A 16988-nucleotide genomic window follows, 5' to 3' on the forward strand; every position below is an offset into this window, starting at 1 on the left:
CCCGGCCCAGCGCTACGGGCTCGGGAGGCGTACGGAAGCTTCGCTTCCGGCTTTGACAACAGATGGCGGCCGAACCGGTCGCCGGCGAGAATCCCAACTAGCTACGAGCGGGGAAGATTTCCGTGGCACAGGACGTGCTCACCGACCTGAACAAGGTCCGCAACATCGGCATCATGGCCCATATCGATGCGGGCAAGACCACTACGACCGAACGCATCCTCTTCTACACCGGTGTGAACTACAAGATCGGCGAAACCCATGACGGGGCGTCGACCACCGACTGGATGGAGCAGGAGCAGGAGCGCGGTATCACCATCACCTCCGCGGCGGTGACCTGCTTCTGGAACCAGAACCAGATCAACATCATCGACACCCCCGGCCACGTCGACTTCACCGTCGAGGTGGAGCGCAGCCTGCGTGTGCTCGATGGCGCCGTCGCCGTCTTCGACGGCAAGGAGGGCGTGGAGCCGCAGTCCGAGCAGGTGTGGCGTCAGGCCGACAAGTACGACGTGCCGCGGATCTGTTTCGTCAACAAGATGGACAAGCTCGGTGCGGATTTCTACTTCACCGTGCAGACCATCAAGGACCGCCTCGGCGCCAAGCCGCTGGTCATCCAGCTGCCGATCGGCGCCGAGGACACCTTCGAGGGTGTCGTCGACCTGGTCGAGATGAAGGCCAAGGTCTGGACCGGCGAAACCAAGCTGGGCGAGAAGTACGAGGTTCAGGACATCCCCGCCGATCTGGTGGAGAAGGCCGAGCAGTACCGCCAGGAACTGCTGGAGACCGTCGCGGAATCCGACGAGGCGCTGCTGGACAAGTTCTTCGGCGGCGAAGAGCTCTCGATCGACGAGATCAAGGGCGCCATCCGCAAGATGACCGTCAACTCCGAGCTCTACCCGGTGCTGTGCGGTTCGGCGTTCAAGAACAAGGGCGTGCAGCCCATGCTCGACGCCGTCGTGGACTACCTGCCCTCGCCGCTGGACGTCGAGTCCGTGCAGGGGCATGTGCCCGGTAACGAGGAGGAGGTGCTCACCCGTAAGCCGAGCGCCGACGAGCCGTTCGCCGCGCTGGCGTTCAAGATCGCCGTGCACCCGTTCTTCGGCAAGCTGACCTACGTCCGCGTGTACTCGGGCAAGGTCGATTCCGGTGCCCAGGTCATCAACGCGACCAAGGGTAAGAAGGAGCGTCTGGGCAAGCTGTTCCAGATGCACTCCAACAAGGAGAACCCGGTACCTCAGGTCAGCGCCGGCCACATCTACGCGGTCATCGGCCTGAAGGACACCACCACCGGCGATACCCTGTGCGATCCGAACAGCCAGATCGTGCTGGAGTCCATGACCTTCCCGGACCCGGTCATCGAGGTCTCCATCGAGCCGAAGACCAAGTCCGACCAGGAGAAGCTGGGCACCGCGATCCAGAAGCTCGCCGAAGAGGATCCGACCTTCACGGTGAAGCTGGACCAGGAGACCGGCCAGACCGTCATCGGCGGTATGGGCGAGCTGCACCTCGACATCCTGGTCGACCGGATGAAGCGCGAGTTCAAGGTCGAGGCGAACGTCGGTAAGCCGCAGGTCGCCTACCGCGAAACGATCACCAAGAAGGTCGAGAAGCTCGAATTCACCCATAAGAAGCAGACGGGTGGTTCGGGTCAGTTCGCGAAGGTCATCATTGCGCTGGAGCCGTTCGTCGGTGAAGACGGCGCCACCTACGAGTTCGAGAACAAGGTCACCGGTGGCCGCGTGCCGAAGGAATACATCCCTTCGGTGGACGCGGGCGCACAGGACGCCATGCAGTACGGTGTGCTCGCCGGTTACCCGCTGGTCAACCTGAAGGTGTCCCTGCTCGACGGTGCGTACCACGACGTCGACTCCTCGGAGATGGCGTTCAAGATCGCCGGCGCGCAGGCGCTCAAGGAAGCGGCCCGTAAGGCCGGTCCGGTGATCCTCGAACCGCTGATGGCGGTCGAGGTCACCACGCCCGAGGATTACATGGGCGATGTGATCGGCGACCTGAACTCCCGCCGTGGCCAGATCCAGGCCATGGAGGAACGCAGTGGTGCCCGTGTCGTCAAGGCGCTGGTTCCGCTCTCGGAGATGTTCGGCTACATCGGTGACCTGCGGTCGAAGACCCAGGGCCGGGCGAACTACTCCATGGTGTTCGATTCGTACGCGGAGGTCCCGGCCAACGTGTCGAAGGAGATCATCGCCAAGGCGACCGGCGAGTAACACCTGCCGGGCGTCAGCACGACCCCCTTGTAAATCAATCCGCACTGCTGCAACTGCAAGCACCAACAAGTCCAGGAGGACACCACAGTGGCGAAGGCGAAGTTCGAGCGGACGAAGCCGCACGTCAACATCGGCACCATCGGTCACGTCGACCACGGCAAGACCACGCTGACCGCAGCGATCACCAAGGTGCTGGCGGAGAAGTACCCCGATCTGAACGAGAGCTTTGCCTTCGATCAGATCGACAAGGCGCCGGAGGAGAAGGCTCGTGGTATCACGATCAACATCTCCCACGTCGAATACCAGACCGAGAAGCGCCACTACGCCCACGTGGACGCCCCCGGTCACGCCGACTACATCAAGAACATGATCACCGGTGCGGCGCAGATGGACGGCGCGATCCTCGTGGTCGCGGCGACCGACGGCCCGATGCCGCAGACCCGTGAGCACGTGCTGCTCGCCCGTCAGGTCGGCGTGCCCTACATCCTGGTCGCGCTGAACAAGTCGGACATGGTCGACGACGAGGAAATCCTCGAGCTCGTCGAGATGGAGGTCCGCGAGCTGCTGGCTTCGCAGGAGTTCGACGAGGATGCCCCCGTCGTGCGCGTCTCCGGCCTGAAGGCTCTCGAAGGCGATGCCAAGTGGAGCGAGTCGATCGTCGAGCTGATGAACGCGGTCGACGAGTCCATCCCGGATCCGGTGCGTGAAACCGACAAGCCGTTCCTGATGCCGATCGAGGACGTCTTCACCATCACCGGTCGTGGCACCGTCGTCACCGGTCGTGTGGAGCGCGGTGTGGTCAACCTCAACGAGGAAGTCGAGATCGTCGGCATCCGTCCGGAGAAGACCAAGACCACCATCACCGGTATCGAGATGTTCCGCAAGATGCTGGACACCGCGCAGGCCGGTGACAACGCGGGTCTGCTGATCCGTGGCATCAAGCGCGAGGATGTGGAGCGCGGCCAGGTCGTCATCAAGCCGGGCACCACCACCCCGCACACCGAGTTCGAGGGTCAGGCCTACATCCTGTCCAAGGACGAGGGCGGCCGCCACACCCCGTTCTTCAACAACTACCGTCCGCAGTTCTACTTCCGTACCACGGACGTGACGGGCGTTGTGACCCTGCCCGAGGGCACCGAAATGGTTATGCCCGGCGACAACACCGAGATGTCGGTGAAGCTGATCCAGCCGGTCGCCATGGACGAGGGTCTGCGTTTCGCGATCCGCGAGGGTGGCCGCACCGTCGGCGCCGGTCGGGTTACGAAGATCATCAAGTGATTCCCTGAATCGCTGCGAACGGCGTCGCCTCCGGGCGGCGCCGTTCGTTGTTTTCCGGCTCTCGATGCCCTCGGTACGCGTAAGAAAACCACCGCAGTTCACCTGGATGGATCGCACGGTTTCGGCGTTGGTTCTCTCGGCAGCAGAGGGCCACAGGTGTCAGACTCGGCGAGTGGGTACCTCGACCGGAGTAACCGTTGTCGCGCACCGGGGACTTGCGCCCGGGCTTCCGGAGAACACACCGGCCGCCTTTCGCGGCGCGATCGCACTCGATGTCGACGCGATCGAGATCGACCTGCGGGTTACTGCGGACGGGCATCTCGTCGTAATGCACGACGACACGGTGGATCGGACTACCAACGGTCACGGCCGAGTCGCGGATCTGACGCTGGATCGGATCAAATCCCTCGATGCCGGTTCTATCGCGGGTCCGGGATTCAGCGCGGAACGGGTGCCGACCTACCGCGAAGTACTCGAGATCGTCCAGGGGCACCGGACGCAGCTATTGCTCGACATCAAAGACTGCCCGCCGGAAGCCAAAGCGGAAATAGTCGGGCTGACCGATTATTTCGATGCCGCACAGAAAGTGATCGTGGGTCCGCGTACGGTCACCGACCTGCGCGCATTCGAACGGCTGGATCCGCGCCTGCGCACGCTGGCGCTCGTGCCCGGGCGAACCGACCTTCCGCCGGACCCGTCGGATATCGCGGCGTTCATCGATGCCGGCGCGGATATCGTCCGCCTCTGGCCGGCCTGGCTGCTGACCGATCACCACGCCGGTGTTCGGCTCATGGAAAGCGTCATGGCGCGCAGAGTGCCGGTATGGACCTGCGCAGACAGTCTCTACGGTGACATCAGTGCTGATACGCCCGAGAACGACCTCGGGCGGCTCGTCGACATCGGGGTGACAGGCATCCTCACCGACCTGCCGGAAACGCTGCTGGGCATCGTGCGCTGAGATACGAACTCGGTCGCCCTGCCCACGTCCTCTCGCTGCGGAAAGGGATGCCGATCAGGTTGTTCCGGGAAGCAGCACAGATCTACTCGGGCGGTTGGTTGCAGGGCGGAGTCCGTCTGTGAGGAAATCGCGCAGGGCTTCGGGCTCGAACAGGGTGCGGCTGTCGACGGTATGGAATTCGTTGCGAAAGCGGTCGATGCCGAAGTTGTCAAGGTGGAGATCGCGGTACTTGTCGAGGATTTCGGTGTAGCTGCTTTGGATGGCCCGGGACTGTGGATCGAGTCCGCGGATTACGACGAGGCCGGTCGGTGGGCAGTCGAGAACGGTGATGTCCAGGTCGGGGCGGTGGTCACGGAGGATCGGCAGTAGTTTCCACACGTCTCCCGCCCACCACCAGCGGGTCTCTTCGTCGACGCGCGTGTCGAAATCGGTTTCGCGGCGCGCCATCTCGGTGTTGACCGGGTAGCAGTCGTGCAGGGTGATGACTGTGCTCGCGTGTGAATACTTCTCGGCATTGAGGAAGTCGCGGAGCAGAAACTCGAAATGATGCATTCCGTCCAGGAAAGCGAGGTCTATTCCGGCGGGCAGGTATCGGTCGAGCTGATATCCGGCGAAGAACTCGTCGGATGTCATCTGGAACAGGTATGTCTCCGAACGTCGATGGGAGGGACTGCCCTGAATTCGGAACGCGGGATCGATCGCCACCGTAGGGCAGTGCGCCAGAGCCAGTGACTGCCCGGTATCCACACCGATTTCCAGATAACTCGACGGCTCGGCGACCTGGTGGATCTGCTGCAGGTATTCGAGGTAGGGGATGCCGTTGTGGAATTCGTTGGTGCGCGGGGGTGCATCGGGCGGGTCCATCGGGGGCACGCCGTAACTGTATCGCCGGTCTCCCCGGGATGGTGGTTCGCCGAGCGGCCGGGTGGTTACCGGGCGAGCATGGCGGCAGCGACTTGATCGGCCGCGGTGTGTCGCAGGGCGGTGCCCATGTCGTCGAGGACGAGCAGTCGCGCCCCGGGGATTTCGGCGGCGAGGGCCTCGCCGTTGCCGACCGGGAAGAACGGGTCGGCGCGACCGTGCACCACCAGTGTGGGCAGGCCGAGCTCGCCGAGCCGCTCGCGCCAGCGTGGGGCGCAGTCGATCCGGGAGAACACCATTCCGAGCTGGTTCGCCTGGTGCACCGCGGGATCGTTCGACGGCGTCCGGTCCCAGATCCGGGCCGCCGTCTCCCGTGCCTGCTGCGGATCGTTGCCCAAAGGTGCGGCGCCCTCGGCGGCGAACGCCACGACAGCGTCTCGGTCGGTCCAGTCCGGTTGTGGGCGGGAGAACAGCGCGCCCATGACCGCGCGGTCGTGGTCCGGCAGATCCTCGTCGACCGGGCCGGGGGCCACCGGCCGAGTACCGACAAGGGTCAGTGCGGAGAACACGTCCGGGTGGTCCAGCGCGGCGACCTGGGCGACCATACCGCCGACGCCGACCCCACCGAGATGAGCGGTGCCGGCGCCGAGCACACCGACCAGCGCGGCCGCATCGGCAGCGAGATCCCGCAGGGTGTAGTCCGGATTCTCCGGGTCGCGGGTCGTCGACGCGCCGGAATCACGCAGGTCGTAGCGGACCACGCGCCGCCCGCCCGCCGCGAGCCGTTCGCACAGCGTGTCGGGCCAGGACAGCATCGTTGTGCCGCCGGCCAGCAGGACCAGCGGATCGTCCGCACGGCCGAAGCTCTCGATGCCCAGATCTACGCCGTTCGCCCGCACCGAGGTCATGCCTGGACTCCTGTCTGTCGGTATACCCGACAGAATCGACGACGGATGCATCCGAAAATCATCGGTGCCGCCGAGATGGTGTTCACCACTTCGAGTACGGGAGCACAGCTACCGAGGATCGGCGAGGCATTCGTCACCGTCGCCGGCAGCACGCTCCGGGACGGATGATCGTCACGTTCAGGTGGCTGAACCCCGGCGACGCCAACGCGTACCCACCGGCCGGGGTGATCGATCCGATTCCGTCGGGTGCCTACCGCTCGCTGGTCAGGGCTGGATCTTCTCCAGGTCCTGTAGAAGGCCGGGGTGCTGGGGTTTCCAGCCGAGGGTCTGCTGGGTGTGGGTGCTCGAGGACGGTTGGTCGGTGGCGAAGACGGGGCCGAGAGGGCCGTAGGTTTCCGCCGGGACCGCTTCGACGGGGACACCCAGACGGCGGCCGATGACCGCGGCGATATCGCGGACCGGGTCGCCCTCGTCGGCAACGGCGTGCCAGGCGGTGCCGGGTTCGGCGTGTTCGAGGGCGAGGCGGAAGAGGACGGCGGCGTCGAGGGCGTGGACGGCCGGCCAGCGTTGGGTGCCGTCGCCCGGGTAGCCGGAGACGCCGGTGCGGCGGGCGATACGGGTCAGCATGCCGGCGAAGCCGCCGTCGCCTTGATTGTGCACGGTGCGGGGCAGGCGGACGGCCGAGCTGCGGACCCCGCGCGACGCCAGGTCCAGGACTGCTGCGACCGACCGGCTACGGCCGCCGACGGGGCCGTCGGTCGACAGCGGGTCGGCCTCGGTGGAGGGGCGGTCCGGCACCCGGGGCGTACCCGAGACCGTGACGAAGGGGCGATCGGTGCCGGCGAGTTCTTCACCGAGGGTTGCGAGGGCGGCGCTTTCCTCGGCGACCCCCGCCGCGAGGGTGCCGGGGCTGCTGAAATCGTTGCTGAAGGCCAGGTGGATCACCCCGTCGGCCCGGGCGGCGCCGGTGCGCAGGGTGTCCAGATCGGCGAGGGTGCCCCGCAGCGGTTCGGCGCCGGCCTTTTCGACGGCTTGCGCCGAGGCGGCGGAGCGGGTGAGTGCGAGGACGGTGTGACCGTTGGTGAGCAGTTCGGCGACGACGGCGGAGCCGATCAAGCCGGTGCCACCGGTGACGAATACGTGCATGGACATCTCCCGAGGAGTGATGGGACCTTTGTCCCATCACTCTACACGGTGACGGGACAATGGTGCCGTCACCTAGTATGGGCCCATGGCTCGATGGGAACCGGGAGCGCGGGAACGGCTTGTCGTGGCGGCCGTCGATCTGTTCATCGAGCAGGGGTACGACGCGACGACGGTCGCGCAGATCGCCGAGCGGGCCGGGGTCACCAAAAGCACCTTTTTCCGGCACTTCCCCGATAAGCGTGAGCTGCTGGTAGCCGGGCAGGAAACGCTGAGCCGCCTGTTGACCGAGGGAATCGCCGAGGCGCCCGCTGACGCCACTCCGCTCGAAGCGGTCGCCGCCGGTCTTACCCGCGCCTCGACCGCGATGGGCCCCGAGAGCCGTGAACTCGCCCCCCGGCTGAAGGCGGCCGTCGCTGCCAGCGCGGAGTTGCAGGAGCGTGATGCGCTCAAGAGCGTCGGGCTCGCGGCCGCCATGACCACCGCCCTGGTCGCCCGTGGTGTACCCGACCCGACCGCGGCGCTCGCCAGTGAGCTCGGGGTCCTCGCTTTCAAGCGGGGATACGCGGAATGGTCCGAGGGAGACCATGATGCGGAGGAGGGGGTCGCCGGATACATCCTGAGGGCCTTGGACGAGTTGCGCGTGGCGAGCGCATCGCTGGGCTGACCGCGCCCCGGGGCATGGGAACCCCGCACAGGATGGTGCCGACGTCTCCGGGCGAGCGGCTGTTTCGGTGCAACGCGGAAAATCGGTCGACGGTGGCTCGGTCGGCAGGTAGACATACCGGCATGGTTCCGGAGTATCCGCAGCGGCGGTAGGTGGCGTGGGAGAGCGCAGGCCTGCCGCCTGACGCTCGTGCCGGACGCGGAACGCATCGATGGCGAGTGTCGCCCTGTCGGCGAAACCCATTGATCAATAGGGAAAACCATGCGAAAACGCGACGAACCGGCCCGCACCCGGAATATCGGGATCATGGCACATATCGACGCCGGTAAGACCACCGTCACCGAGCGAATACTTTTCTACACCGGTATCACCCACAGGCTCGGCGAAGTGCACGACGGCAGCGCGGTGATGGATTCGACAGCGCAGGAACGGGAACGCGGTATCACCATTTCCGCAGCGGCCACCACCTGCACCTGGAACGAGCACCGCATCACGATTCTGGATACGCCGGGCCATGTCGATTTCACCGTCGAAGTGGAGCGGTCGCTGCGAGTACTGGACGGTGCGATAGCGGTATTCGACGCAAAAGAAGGCGTGGAACCGCAGTCGGAGCAGGTATGGCGGCAGGCCGACCGGTACGGCGTGCCACGGATCTGCTTCGTCAACAAAATGGACAAGGTGGGCGCCGATTTCGAGGCCGCCGTGCGCAGTATCGGCGAACGTCTCGGGGTGCGGGCACCGGTACTGCAACTGCCGATCGGCAGCGAGGGCGGATTCACGGGTGTGGTGGATCTCGTCGGGATGCGGGCGGTGATCTGGAGCGATCCCGATACGCACGGTGCGACATACGTCGAAACGGATATCCCTGAGGGACTGACGGATATCGCCGCCCGGTATCGGCGGGAACTTCTGGAAACCGTCGCCGAGTCCGACGAGTTCCTGCTGGAGAAATTCGTTGCCGGGGAGGCGTTCACCGTGCGCGAGATCAAGGACGCGGTGCGGAAACTGACGCTGCGCGGGGAATGCTGTCCTGTGCTGTGCGGTTCCGCGCTCGGGAATATCGGGGTGCAACCGCTGCTGGATGCCGTGGTCGACTATCTGCCGTCGCCGGCGGATACCGCGGGCGTGACCGGATGGTCGCCCGACCACAGCGGGCAAACGGTCCGGCGGTACGCCGACAACGGCGAGCCGCTGGCCGCCTTGGCCTTCAAGGTATCCGCGCACCCGTTCTTCGGCCGGCTGACTTACGTCCGGGTGTATTCCGGCTGCCTCGAACCAGGTGGGGTGGTGCTGAATTCGATCAATGGGAGAAAGGAGCGGGTGACCAAACTGTTCCGGATGCACGCCGGTACCGAGCAGTCGCTGGACCGCGCCGGAGCCGGCGATATCTGCGCGGTGATCGGACTGAAGGACACCACCACCGGTGACACCCTGTGCGATCCCGGCAACCCGATCGTGCTGGAGTCGATGGCTTTTCCCGAACCCGTCGTATCGGTGGCGGTGGAGCCGGCGACCCGGCAGGACCAGCAGCGGTTGAGTACCGCGGTGCAGGCACTGGCCGCGGAGGATCCCAGCCTCACCGTGCGGAAGGATCCGGAGACCGGTCAAACCGTGCTCGGCGGTATGGGTGAGTTGCACCTCGAGGTGGTGGCGCAGCGATTGCGGACCGAGTTCGGGGTCGCGGTGGCACTGGGCGAACCACATGTCGCCTACCGCGAGACCATCACGCGCGGTTTCCGGGTGGAACACACCCACCGGAAGCAGAACGGCGGGTCGGGGCAGTACGCCAAGGTGGTGCTGGCGGTGGAACCACTGGTGGCGGACGCGGAGGTGACCTACGAATTCGAATCCCGGGTTGTCGGTGGCCGGGTGCCGAAGGAGTACCTGCCGGCTGTCGACGCCGGCGCCCAGGACGCGCTCGACTGCGGCGCGCTGGCCGGGTACCCGGTGCAGGGCGTACGGGTGGTGCTGCTCGACGGTGCCGCCCACAGCCGGGACTCCTCGGAGCTCGCCTTCCGTATCGCGGCCGCCGACGCGGTCCGTCAGGCAGTGGCGCAGGCGGGTCCGGTACTGCTGGAACCGCTGATGCGAGCCGAGATCAGCACACCCGGCGGTTACCTCGGCGCGGTTCTGGCCGACCTGAACTCGCGGCGGGGCCGGATTCGTTCGACCGCCGAACGGGGCGGGTCGACGGTGGTCGAAGCGCTGGTCCCGCTGGCGGAGACGTTCGGCTATATCGGCGCGCTGCGGTCGAAGACGAAGGGGCGGGCGAGTTTCGCCATGGTCTTCGACGGCTATGAACCGGTTCCGGCCTCGGTGACATATCGAGGGCCGGGTATCGGCTGATCGAGTACGGTAGCGCCGTCTGTGACGGCGCTACCGTCCCGGCCGTGTGGCGAACCGTCCGGCAGCGTTTTCGCCGCCGGTAGGAACCGGACAGTGGCGCACAAGAGTGCGGCGACCACGCACAGGCCGGCGGCGACGTAGAAGGCGAGGTCGTAGGAACCGTCGGCGTCGCGGACGTAGCCGGCGCCGAAGGCGGCTATCGCGGCGCCGAGTTGGTGGGCGGCGAAGACCCAGCCGAACACGATCGGGGTGGCGGCGCCGAACCAGTGCCGGCAGATGGCGATCGTCGGGGGTACGGTGGCGACCCAGTCGAGGCCGTAGAAGATGATGAAAACCCACATGCCGGGTGCGGCTTCGGGGGACAGCAGTGCCGGGAGGGCGAGCAGGGAAACGCCGCGGCCGAGGTAGTAGATCACCAGCAGCACCCGGGCGTCCACGCGGTCGGTCAGCCAGCCGGAGAAAACCGTACCGAGCACATCGAAGATACCCACGGTTGCCAGTAGCGAGGCGGCCACGGTCGTCGGCATGCCGTGATCGTGCGCGGCCGGGATGAAGTGGGTACCGATCAGGCCGTTGGTGGTCATACCGCAGATCGCGAAACTGCCGGCGAGCAGCCAGAAAGCCCGCACCCGCAGGCCCTGGAGCAGTCCGCCCGCGGCCGCGGCGAAGCTGCCGTTGGGTAGCGCGTCGTCGCCGGAACCGGGGGCGCCGCCATAGGGCACGGTGCCGATATCGCTCGGCCGGTCGCGGATGAACAACAGGACCAAGGGGATAACCGCGAGCGCCGCGAAGGTGACGATCAGTGAGGCCCAGCGCCAGCCGAAGCGATCGGTGACGCCGGCGACGACTGGCAGGAAGACGAGCTGGCCGGTCGCGCTCGCGGCGGTCAGTACGCCGGTGACCAGTCCGCGGCGGGCGACGAACCAGCGGGTCGAGACGGTGGCCACGAAACCCATCGAGATCGAGCCGGTGCCCAGGCCGACCAGGACTCCCCACAGCAGGGTCAGCTGCCAGGAGGCGGTCATGAAGAGGCTCACACCGGTTCCGCTCGCGATCAGCACCAGGGCCCCGGCGAGTACGGGCCGGACGCCGAACCGGTCCATCAGCGCGGCGGCGAACGGCGCGGTGACGCCGAACAGCACCATGTTCACCGACATCGCGGCGCCGACGGTCGCATGCGACCAGCCGAATTCGGTGTGCAGCGGGTTCATGAAAACGCTCGGGACAGCGCGGAATCCCGCGGCGCCCAGGATGGCCACGAAACTCACGCCGGCGACGATCCAGGCGAAATGCAGTCGCGCACCGCTTGAGCGGGTGGCGACGCCAGAGCTCTCAGTCCTCACGATCACCAAGCATCCGGGACAGGGAGTTGCCGAGCCAGTGGCAGAATCGACAATATGCATGAAAATCGTGCCAGTCGGGAAACACGGTCCGCGCCGCGCCGGCATCGGGTGGCGGTCCTGCTCCTGGAGCCGGTGGTCGGATTCGACGCGACCATCCCGCCGCTGGTCTTCGGCCAAGCCGCCGACGAGACGGGCAACCCGCTCTACGACGTGGTGACCTGCGCGCTCCGGCCGGGGCCGGTCCGGTCGACTTCCGGATACTCGATAGTCGCCGAGGCCGGCATCGATGCGCTCGCCGCCGCCGATACGGTCATCGTGCCGGGGACGAAATATCCGACGGCGCGTATCGGCGGCGAACTCACCGCCGAGGTGGCCGCCGCACTGGAAAAGGTGCCCGCCGGTTCGCGGATCGTCTCCATCTGCACGGGAGCCTTCGTACTCGCCGCGGCGGGGTTGTTCGACGGGCACCGTGCGACCACCCACTGGCGTTACGCGGCCGAGTTCCGCCGGCTGTTCCCGGCGGTGGAACTGGACGAGACCGTGCTGTTCGTCGACGAGGGCAACCTGCTGAGCTCGGCGGGCCTGGCCGCCGGTATCGACCTGTGCCTGTATCTCGTCCGGCGCGACCACGGCGCCGCTGTCGCGAATCGTGTTGCTCGGCATTGTGTGGTGCCGCCTTGGCGCGAAGGCGGGCAGGCGCAGTTCATCGAGCATCACGTTCCCGACCACGACGAGCGCAGCACCGCACCCACACGCGCCTGGGCGCTGGATCACCTGAGTGAACCGATCGGTGTGGCGGTGCTGGCGGCGCATGCGCAGATGAGCTCGCGCACCTTCAGCCGCCGATTCCGGGCGGAGACAGGACTCTCACCCGGCGTCTGGCTGCGCGATCGCCGGATCGATCGGGCGCGTGAACTCCTCGAATCCGCGGATCTCCCGATCGAAGCGGTGGCCGAACTGTCCGGGCTCGGTACCCCGGACAATCTGCGCCACCACATGCGGCGTGGGCTCGGAATGTCACCGTCCGCCTACCGCAAGACCTTCGCCGGCGCCTGACTCGCGGGTTTCCGAGGTGCCGGCAGGTTTTCGGCGAACTCCGCGCGAGCTGTTCGCCGCCCGCGCCGGTTCAGGATTCGCGGGCGGCCTGGAGGAGGGCGTTGGCGAACTTCACCATTTGGGCGGGGCCGCCGTACCAGGCGGTTACCGCCGAGAGGACCGCCGAGCGGGCTTCCCGGGCGGCGCGGGCCACCTCGGCCGCCGAGACCTCGCCCGCTTCGGCCTGGCCGGCGAGGATTTCGAGATCATCGCTTGCGGTGAGCAAACGCATGATGAGGTGGATGTCGATATCGGCGCCTTCCTCGCTGCGGCTGTGCCGGGATGTGTCCGCCGGTGCGGAGCCGGCCCGGGAAGCCGACAGCACGGGGGCGAGTTCAGGCGCCGGTTCCGGGCGGTCGGCCGCTGGGGCCGGGGTGGTTTCGGCGGCTTCGCGGGCGCGCCGCGACCGGCGGGTTTCCAGCGGCGGGCGGGAATCGTCGCCGGTCAGCGCATCCGGTGCGGAGGCGCTGTCTTCGTCGGGCACCAGGGTGAGCGGCGAACCGGCCCCGTGACGCGGGGCGGCGGGGGTGTCGGATGCCGCCTCGGCGGGCTCCGGGTCGCTCGATTCGGCATGCCGGGAGGGGGCATCCTGTTCGGATTCCAGGATGCGGGTGAGTAATTCGGCCACCGGTGCCGGCTCGGAATCGTCACCCGACTCGCTGCTGTGCGCCGGTTCGGGATCCAGCAGGCGGTCCAGTATCGGGGTTTTCTCTTCCGGTGGGGCGAGGCGCTGTGGCGCCTCCGCTTCCGGACGTGAGGTAGCCGTCCGGTCGGTCTCGCCCACCGGCCCAACGGCCCGGATCGCGGCGGAATCCGTTTCTCGCTCTTCGGCTCGTTCGCTGTCGGGCGTGTATCGCGACGCGGATCGCGGCAATCGGCGCGGGATCTGCGATTCGCGGGACGGGCCGGTTTCCGGATCGCCGGCAGCCGCCGGACCGGAGAGTGCGCCCGATGAGCCCGGTTCCGCGATGCTGTGGGCCGCCGGTGTCTCGCCGGTACCGGGGGTGGCGGTTTCCTCGTCGGGGGCGGGAGCGTGGCGGGCAGCGGAGCGCGGCAGGCGGCGGGCGGGGAGCGCGGGTGCGGCGGAATCGCCGCCGGCGCTCGCCGGTGCGGGCGCCTGCGCGTGGGAGGCGCGACTGGGCAGGGCGGGTGCCGGTTCGGGGGTCGCGGTGGCCTCGTCGGCGTCCGGCAATCGGTAGGGATCACCGTCGGCAGCCGGCAACTCGTATGGAGTATCGGCCGCGGCGGGCTCGCCGGCGGTGTGCTGGTCTTCGAACGGATTGAACTGGTCGTCGGATTCGACCGGTTCGGTGAGCTCGACCTTGCGGCGCCGGCCACCGCTTTCGAGAGACTGCGGCACCGGCTCCTCGCCGATCGAACTGAGCCAGCTGGGCAGCGAACCGGTATCGGCGGACGGCAGCTGGGTCGTCTCGGCGCCGGACAACTGCCCCGGGTCACCGGACGGCACCGTCAGCTCGCCCGACGGTGCCGTATCCGACCGGTACGCCCCGGGTGCCGGTATCCGCGGCGAGGACGAATACGCGGACGACGGAGCACCGGGCTGGGAAATGCGGGGGAACGACGTGGAATCGGCGCGACCGGATCCGGCCGGGTCGGCCGAGCGGGTGTGCAGGGCGGCTGTTTCGGGTCCGTCGTCGGGAACATACGGCGGTCCGTCCGCCGGGGGTGTGGTGAAACGGGAATTCGATTCGTGCTCGGCGGGGTTCAACGTCTGGACCGCGTCACCGATGACACCCGAGGTGTTCCAGGCGGCGAACGGGTCGAGAGCCGCTGAACCGCCGGTGTTCTGCTGGCCGGTCTGTGAGCTGGACAGTGGTGCGGGGGTCCACGTGTAACCGCGGTCCGGGACGGACTCGGGCCGGTTCGTGGCGCCGTTCGACCCCTCCGCCGCTTCGAATCCGTTCGATCCGAAGCCGGCGAAGCCCCTCGACTCGGAGTTGCCCTGCCCGTGCCCGTATTCCTCCCGGCGGGCGCGGCGTTCGTCTCCGAGGCTGGCATTTTCGGCATCCATGCGCTCATTCTTACCCACCGGGGTGGGCTTCGTTCTAGTGCGCAAAGCGCATCGGCACCGGTGCGCGGGATTCGGGGTGATCTGGATTACAGCGCCGCCGGGTGCGTTGTGAACGGGTCCCGCGCACCGTCGGTTTCCGGACACGCCGCGCTGACGTGCTCGGACGGCGAGATGCCCGGGCACCGGCGCGGATCGGGCTCGCGATGCGCGGCCGGGCGGGCAGGGTCCTTCGGCGCGACCGGAATTCGCGGTGGTGCCGATGGCGCAAATGCGCCCCGGGCGAACAGCGCTGAGCCGGTGCACAGCCGTACCGGCCCACCGGACTTTTCCGGCGGGCAGGCCGGCGGGCGGTCAGTGGTGCGGTGCCGCCCGGTGCATTCGTCCCGCGACCGCCGGCAGCGCCGCGACCGCGAGGACCACGGTGACGATGCCGACGACCCACGACGTCCACGAGGCGCCGTTGTAGGCGGTGTAGTCCATGACCCAAGGCGCGAGGAACAGCAGCGCGCCGAACAGACCCATGGCGTAATCCGTGGACGCCATCGCCGGCCGATACATCTGGGCGAGCCCGGTGAGTGCGATGAGCACGCCGAGCACGATCATCGTCCACGCGGCCCGGGCGTTGGTATCGACCCAGATCGGTGAGAGGGCGGTGAATGCGCCGAGCACCACGGCCAGGAAGTCCTGGGTCCGGCTTTCGGTGAACATAATGGCCTCCTGAGACTCGAAACAGGTCCGTAGACAGGGCCTGACCTCGGTATAGCCCTTATCCGGCCCGGTGGTCGATATCGCAACGGACACGATTGCGCGGCGAAACGATGCGAAAGGTGACGCTTCCACCGCACGGCCCCCGCAAGTTAGGGTGGGCTTTCTACAACCTGTTTCAGGCGCGGCGCATGCGGGCCGCGGGAGGGAGTTCGGTATGTCCGCGCCGATCGTGATAGCCGGTGCCGGCCTGGCCGGGCTGCGCACCGCCGAGGAACTGCGCCGCGCCGGGTACACCGGGGAACTGGTGGTGCTCGGCGACGAGCCGCACGCACCCTACGATCGTCCGCCGCTGTCGAAGCAGTTCGTGCGTGGCGAAATCGAATCGACTCCGCTGCGCCCCGAGGAGTTCTACGCCGAGAAGGAGATCGATCTCCGGCTGAACACCGCGGCCGCCGGCGTGGACACCGCGGCCAGGAAGGTGCTGCTGGCCGACGGTTCGGCCGTGGAATACGAACATCTCGTGATCGCCACCGGGCTGACCCCGCGCCGGCTGCCCGGCGCCGAGGACATCCCGGGTGTCCATGTGCTGCGCAGCCATGACGACGCCGTCGCGATCCGCGAGGGCGCGCGCAGCGCGCAACAGGCGCTGATCATCGGTGCCGGGTTCATCGGCTGTGAACTCGCGGCCAGTCTGCGGGCCGAAGGTCTGTCCGTGGTGCTGGTGGAGCCGCAACCGGCTCCGCTGGCCGGGGTACTCGGTGCCGAGGTCGGCGAGCTGGTAGCCCGCCTGCATCGCGCGGAGGGGGTGGATCTGCGCTGCGGTATCGGGGTGGACACCTTGCTCGCCGATCCGGACGGCCGGGTGCGCGGCGCGCGGCTCGCCGACGGTTCGGAGGTGCCGGCGCAGCTGGTGGTCGCGGGGATCGGATCCCGCCCGGTCACCGATTGGCTGGCCGATTCCGGGATCGAACTGGCCGAACCCGCGGCCGGTGGTGGGGTGTTCGCCGACGAGGCGGGTCGTACCAGCGCACCCGGCGTCTGGGCGGTGGGCGATGTCGCGGCCTGGCGGACGCCGACCGGCGAGCATCGCCGGATCGAGCACTGGACCAATGCGGGCGAACAGGCGAAGCTGCTGACCTGCGCGCTGCTGGGCGTCGAGGCCCCCAGCGTGCCGCAGGTGCCGTACTTCTGGAGCGACCAATACGACCTCAAGATCCAGGCGCTGGGCACCCCGCGGGCCTCCGACGAGATCCGCGTCCTCGCCGACGACGGCCGCAAGTTCCTCGCCTACTACATTCGCGAAGGCCGGCTGGCCGGTGTGGTGGGTGCCGGGATGACCGGTCAGGTGATGAAGATGCGGGCCAAGATCGCCGCGGCCGCCCCCGTGGAGGAACTGCTCGGCGCGACTCAATAACCTGTTCGGT

General features: G+C 67.5%; 14 protein-coding genes. 8 read left to right on the plus strand and 6 right to left on the minus strand.

The features are described 5' to 3' along the window. The first annotated feature begins 122 nt into the window (after positions 1-122). The 3 genes from fusA (ACQEVO_RS33925) (at position 123) to ACQEVO_RS33935 (ending at position 4461) form a co-directional block, all read left to right on the plus strand. On the plus strand, positions 123-2225 hold the full coding sequence (gene fusA, locus ACQEVO_RS33925; RefSeq protein ID WP_432921120.1) for an elongation factor G: 2103 nt from the start codon (positions 123-125) through the stop codon (positions 2223-2225). Positions 2226-2312: 87 nt separating this feature from the next. Further along, positions 2313-3503 carry an elongation factor Tu gene (tuf, locus tag ACQEVO_RS33930; RefSeq protein WP_432921123.1) on the plus strand — a complete coding sequence of 397 codons (1191 nt, stop codon included), beginning with the start codon at positions 2313-2315 and terminating at the stop codon, positions 3501-3503. A gap of 64 nt (positions 3504-3567) precedes the next feature. Continuing rightward, positions 3568-4461 (plus strand): glycerophosphodiester phosphodiesterase, encoded by an 894-nt coding sequence (locus ACQEVO_RS33935; protein WP_432921126.1) that lies wholly within the window; start codon positions 3568-3570, stop codon positions 4459-4461. A 54-nt stretch (positions 4462-4515) separates the two neighbouring features. On the opposite strand, the gene ACQEVO_RS33940 is transcribed toward ACQEVO_RS33935, so the two are convergent. Continuing rightward, positions 4516-5334: a hypothetical protein gene (locus ACQEVO_RS33940; protein ID WP_432921129.1), complete on the minus strand. Its 819-nt coding sequence runs from the start codon at positions 5332-5334 to the stop codon at positions 4516-4518. Positions 5335-5390: 56 nt separating this feature from the next. Continuing rightward, positions 5391-6230 (minus strand): alpha/beta fold hydrolase, encoded by an 840-nt coding sequence (locus ACQEVO_RS33945; protein WP_432921132.1) that lies wholly within the window; start codon positions 6228-6230, stop codon positions 5391-5393. Between the two features lie 45 nt (positions 6231-6275). Between ACQEVO_RS33945 and ACQEVO_RS33950 the strand changes: the two genes are divergently transcribed. Next, the gene (locus ACQEVO_RS33950) at positions 6276-6398 is read left to right on the plus strand and encodes a hypothetical protein (protein ID WP_432921135.1); all 123 of its coding nucleotides are present in this window, start codon (positions 6276-6278) and stop codon (positions 6396-6398) included. A gap of 96 nt (positions 6399-6494) precedes the next feature. Here the strand turns inward: ACQEVO_RS33950 and ACQEVO_RS33955 are convergent, their stop codons facing one another. Beyond that, positions 6495-7376 carry an SDR family oxidoreductase gene (locus ACQEVO_RS33955; RefSeq protein ID WP_432923319.1) on the minus strand — a complete coding sequence of 294 codons (882 nt, stop codon included), beginning with the start codon at positions 7374-7376 and terminating at the stop codon, positions 6495-6497. A gap of 85 nt (positions 7377-7461) precedes the next feature. Between ACQEVO_RS33955 and ACQEVO_RS33960 the strand changes: the two genes are divergently transcribed. Together ACQEVO_RS33960 and fusA (ACQEVO_RS33965) are read left to right on the plus strand one after the other, a co-directional pair. After that, a complete protein-coding gene (locus ACQEVO_RS33960) occupies positions 7462-8040 on the plus strand; it encodes a TetR/AcrR family transcriptional regulator (RefSeq protein WP_432921138.1) in 579 nt (192 codons plus the stop codon). A gap of 261 nt (positions 8041-8301) precedes the next feature. Then, positions 8302-10386: an elongation factor G gene (fusA, locus tag ACQEVO_RS33965; protein ID WP_432921141.1), complete on the plus strand. Its 2085-nt coding sequence runs from the start codon at positions 8302-8304 to the stop codon at positions 10384-10386. Here the strand turns inward: fusA (ACQEVO_RS33965) and ACQEVO_RS33970 are convergent. Continuing rightward, the gene (locus tag ACQEVO_RS33970) at positions 10335-11732 is read right to left on the minus strand and encodes an MFS transporter (protein ID WP_432923322.1); all 1398 of its coding nucleotides are present in this window, start codon (positions 11730-11732) and stop codon (positions 10335-10337) included. The genes fusA (ACQEVO_RS33965) and ACQEVO_RS33970 overlap by 52 nt on opposite strands. Before the next feature lie 51 nt (positions 11733-11783). Between ACQEVO_RS33970 and ACQEVO_RS33975 the strand changes: the two genes are divergently transcribed. Continuing rightward, entirely contained in the window at positions 11784-12785 is a 1002-nt protein-coding gene (locus ACQEVO_RS33975) for a GlxA family transcriptional regulator (protein ID WP_432921143.1), read from the plus strand. A gap of 70 nt (positions 12786-12855) precedes the next feature. Here ACQEVO_RS33975 and ACQEVO_RS33980 read toward each other — a convergent pair whose 3' ends face one another. Beyond that, a complete protein-coding gene (locus tag ACQEVO_RS33980) occupies positions 12856-14856 on the minus strand; it encodes a hypothetical protein (RefSeq protein WP_432921146.1) in 2001 nt (666 codons plus the stop codon). A gap of 351 nt (positions 14857-15207) precedes the next feature. Then, complete coding sequence (locus ACQEVO_RS33985; RefSeq protein WP_280396971.1) at positions 15208-15564, minus strand: SPW repeat protein; 357 nt, start codon at positions 15562-15564, stop codon at positions 15208-15210. Between the two features lie 214 nt (positions 15565-15778). On the opposite strand from ACQEVO_RS33985, the gene ACQEVO_RS33990 reads away from it, so the two are divergent. Continuing rightward, a complete protein-coding gene (locus ACQEVO_RS33990) occupies positions 15779-16978 on the plus strand; it encodes an NAD(P)/FAD-dependent oxidoreductase (protein WP_432921149.1) in 1200 nt (399 codons plus the stop codon). The last annotated feature ends 10 nt before the right edge of the window (positions 16979-16988 follow it).

This window comes from Nocardia sp. CA-290969, from assembly GCF_050936135.1.
In the GTDB taxonomy this organism is placed as follows: Bacteria; Actinomycetota; Actinomycetes; order Mycobacteriales; family Mycobacteriaceae; genus Nocardia.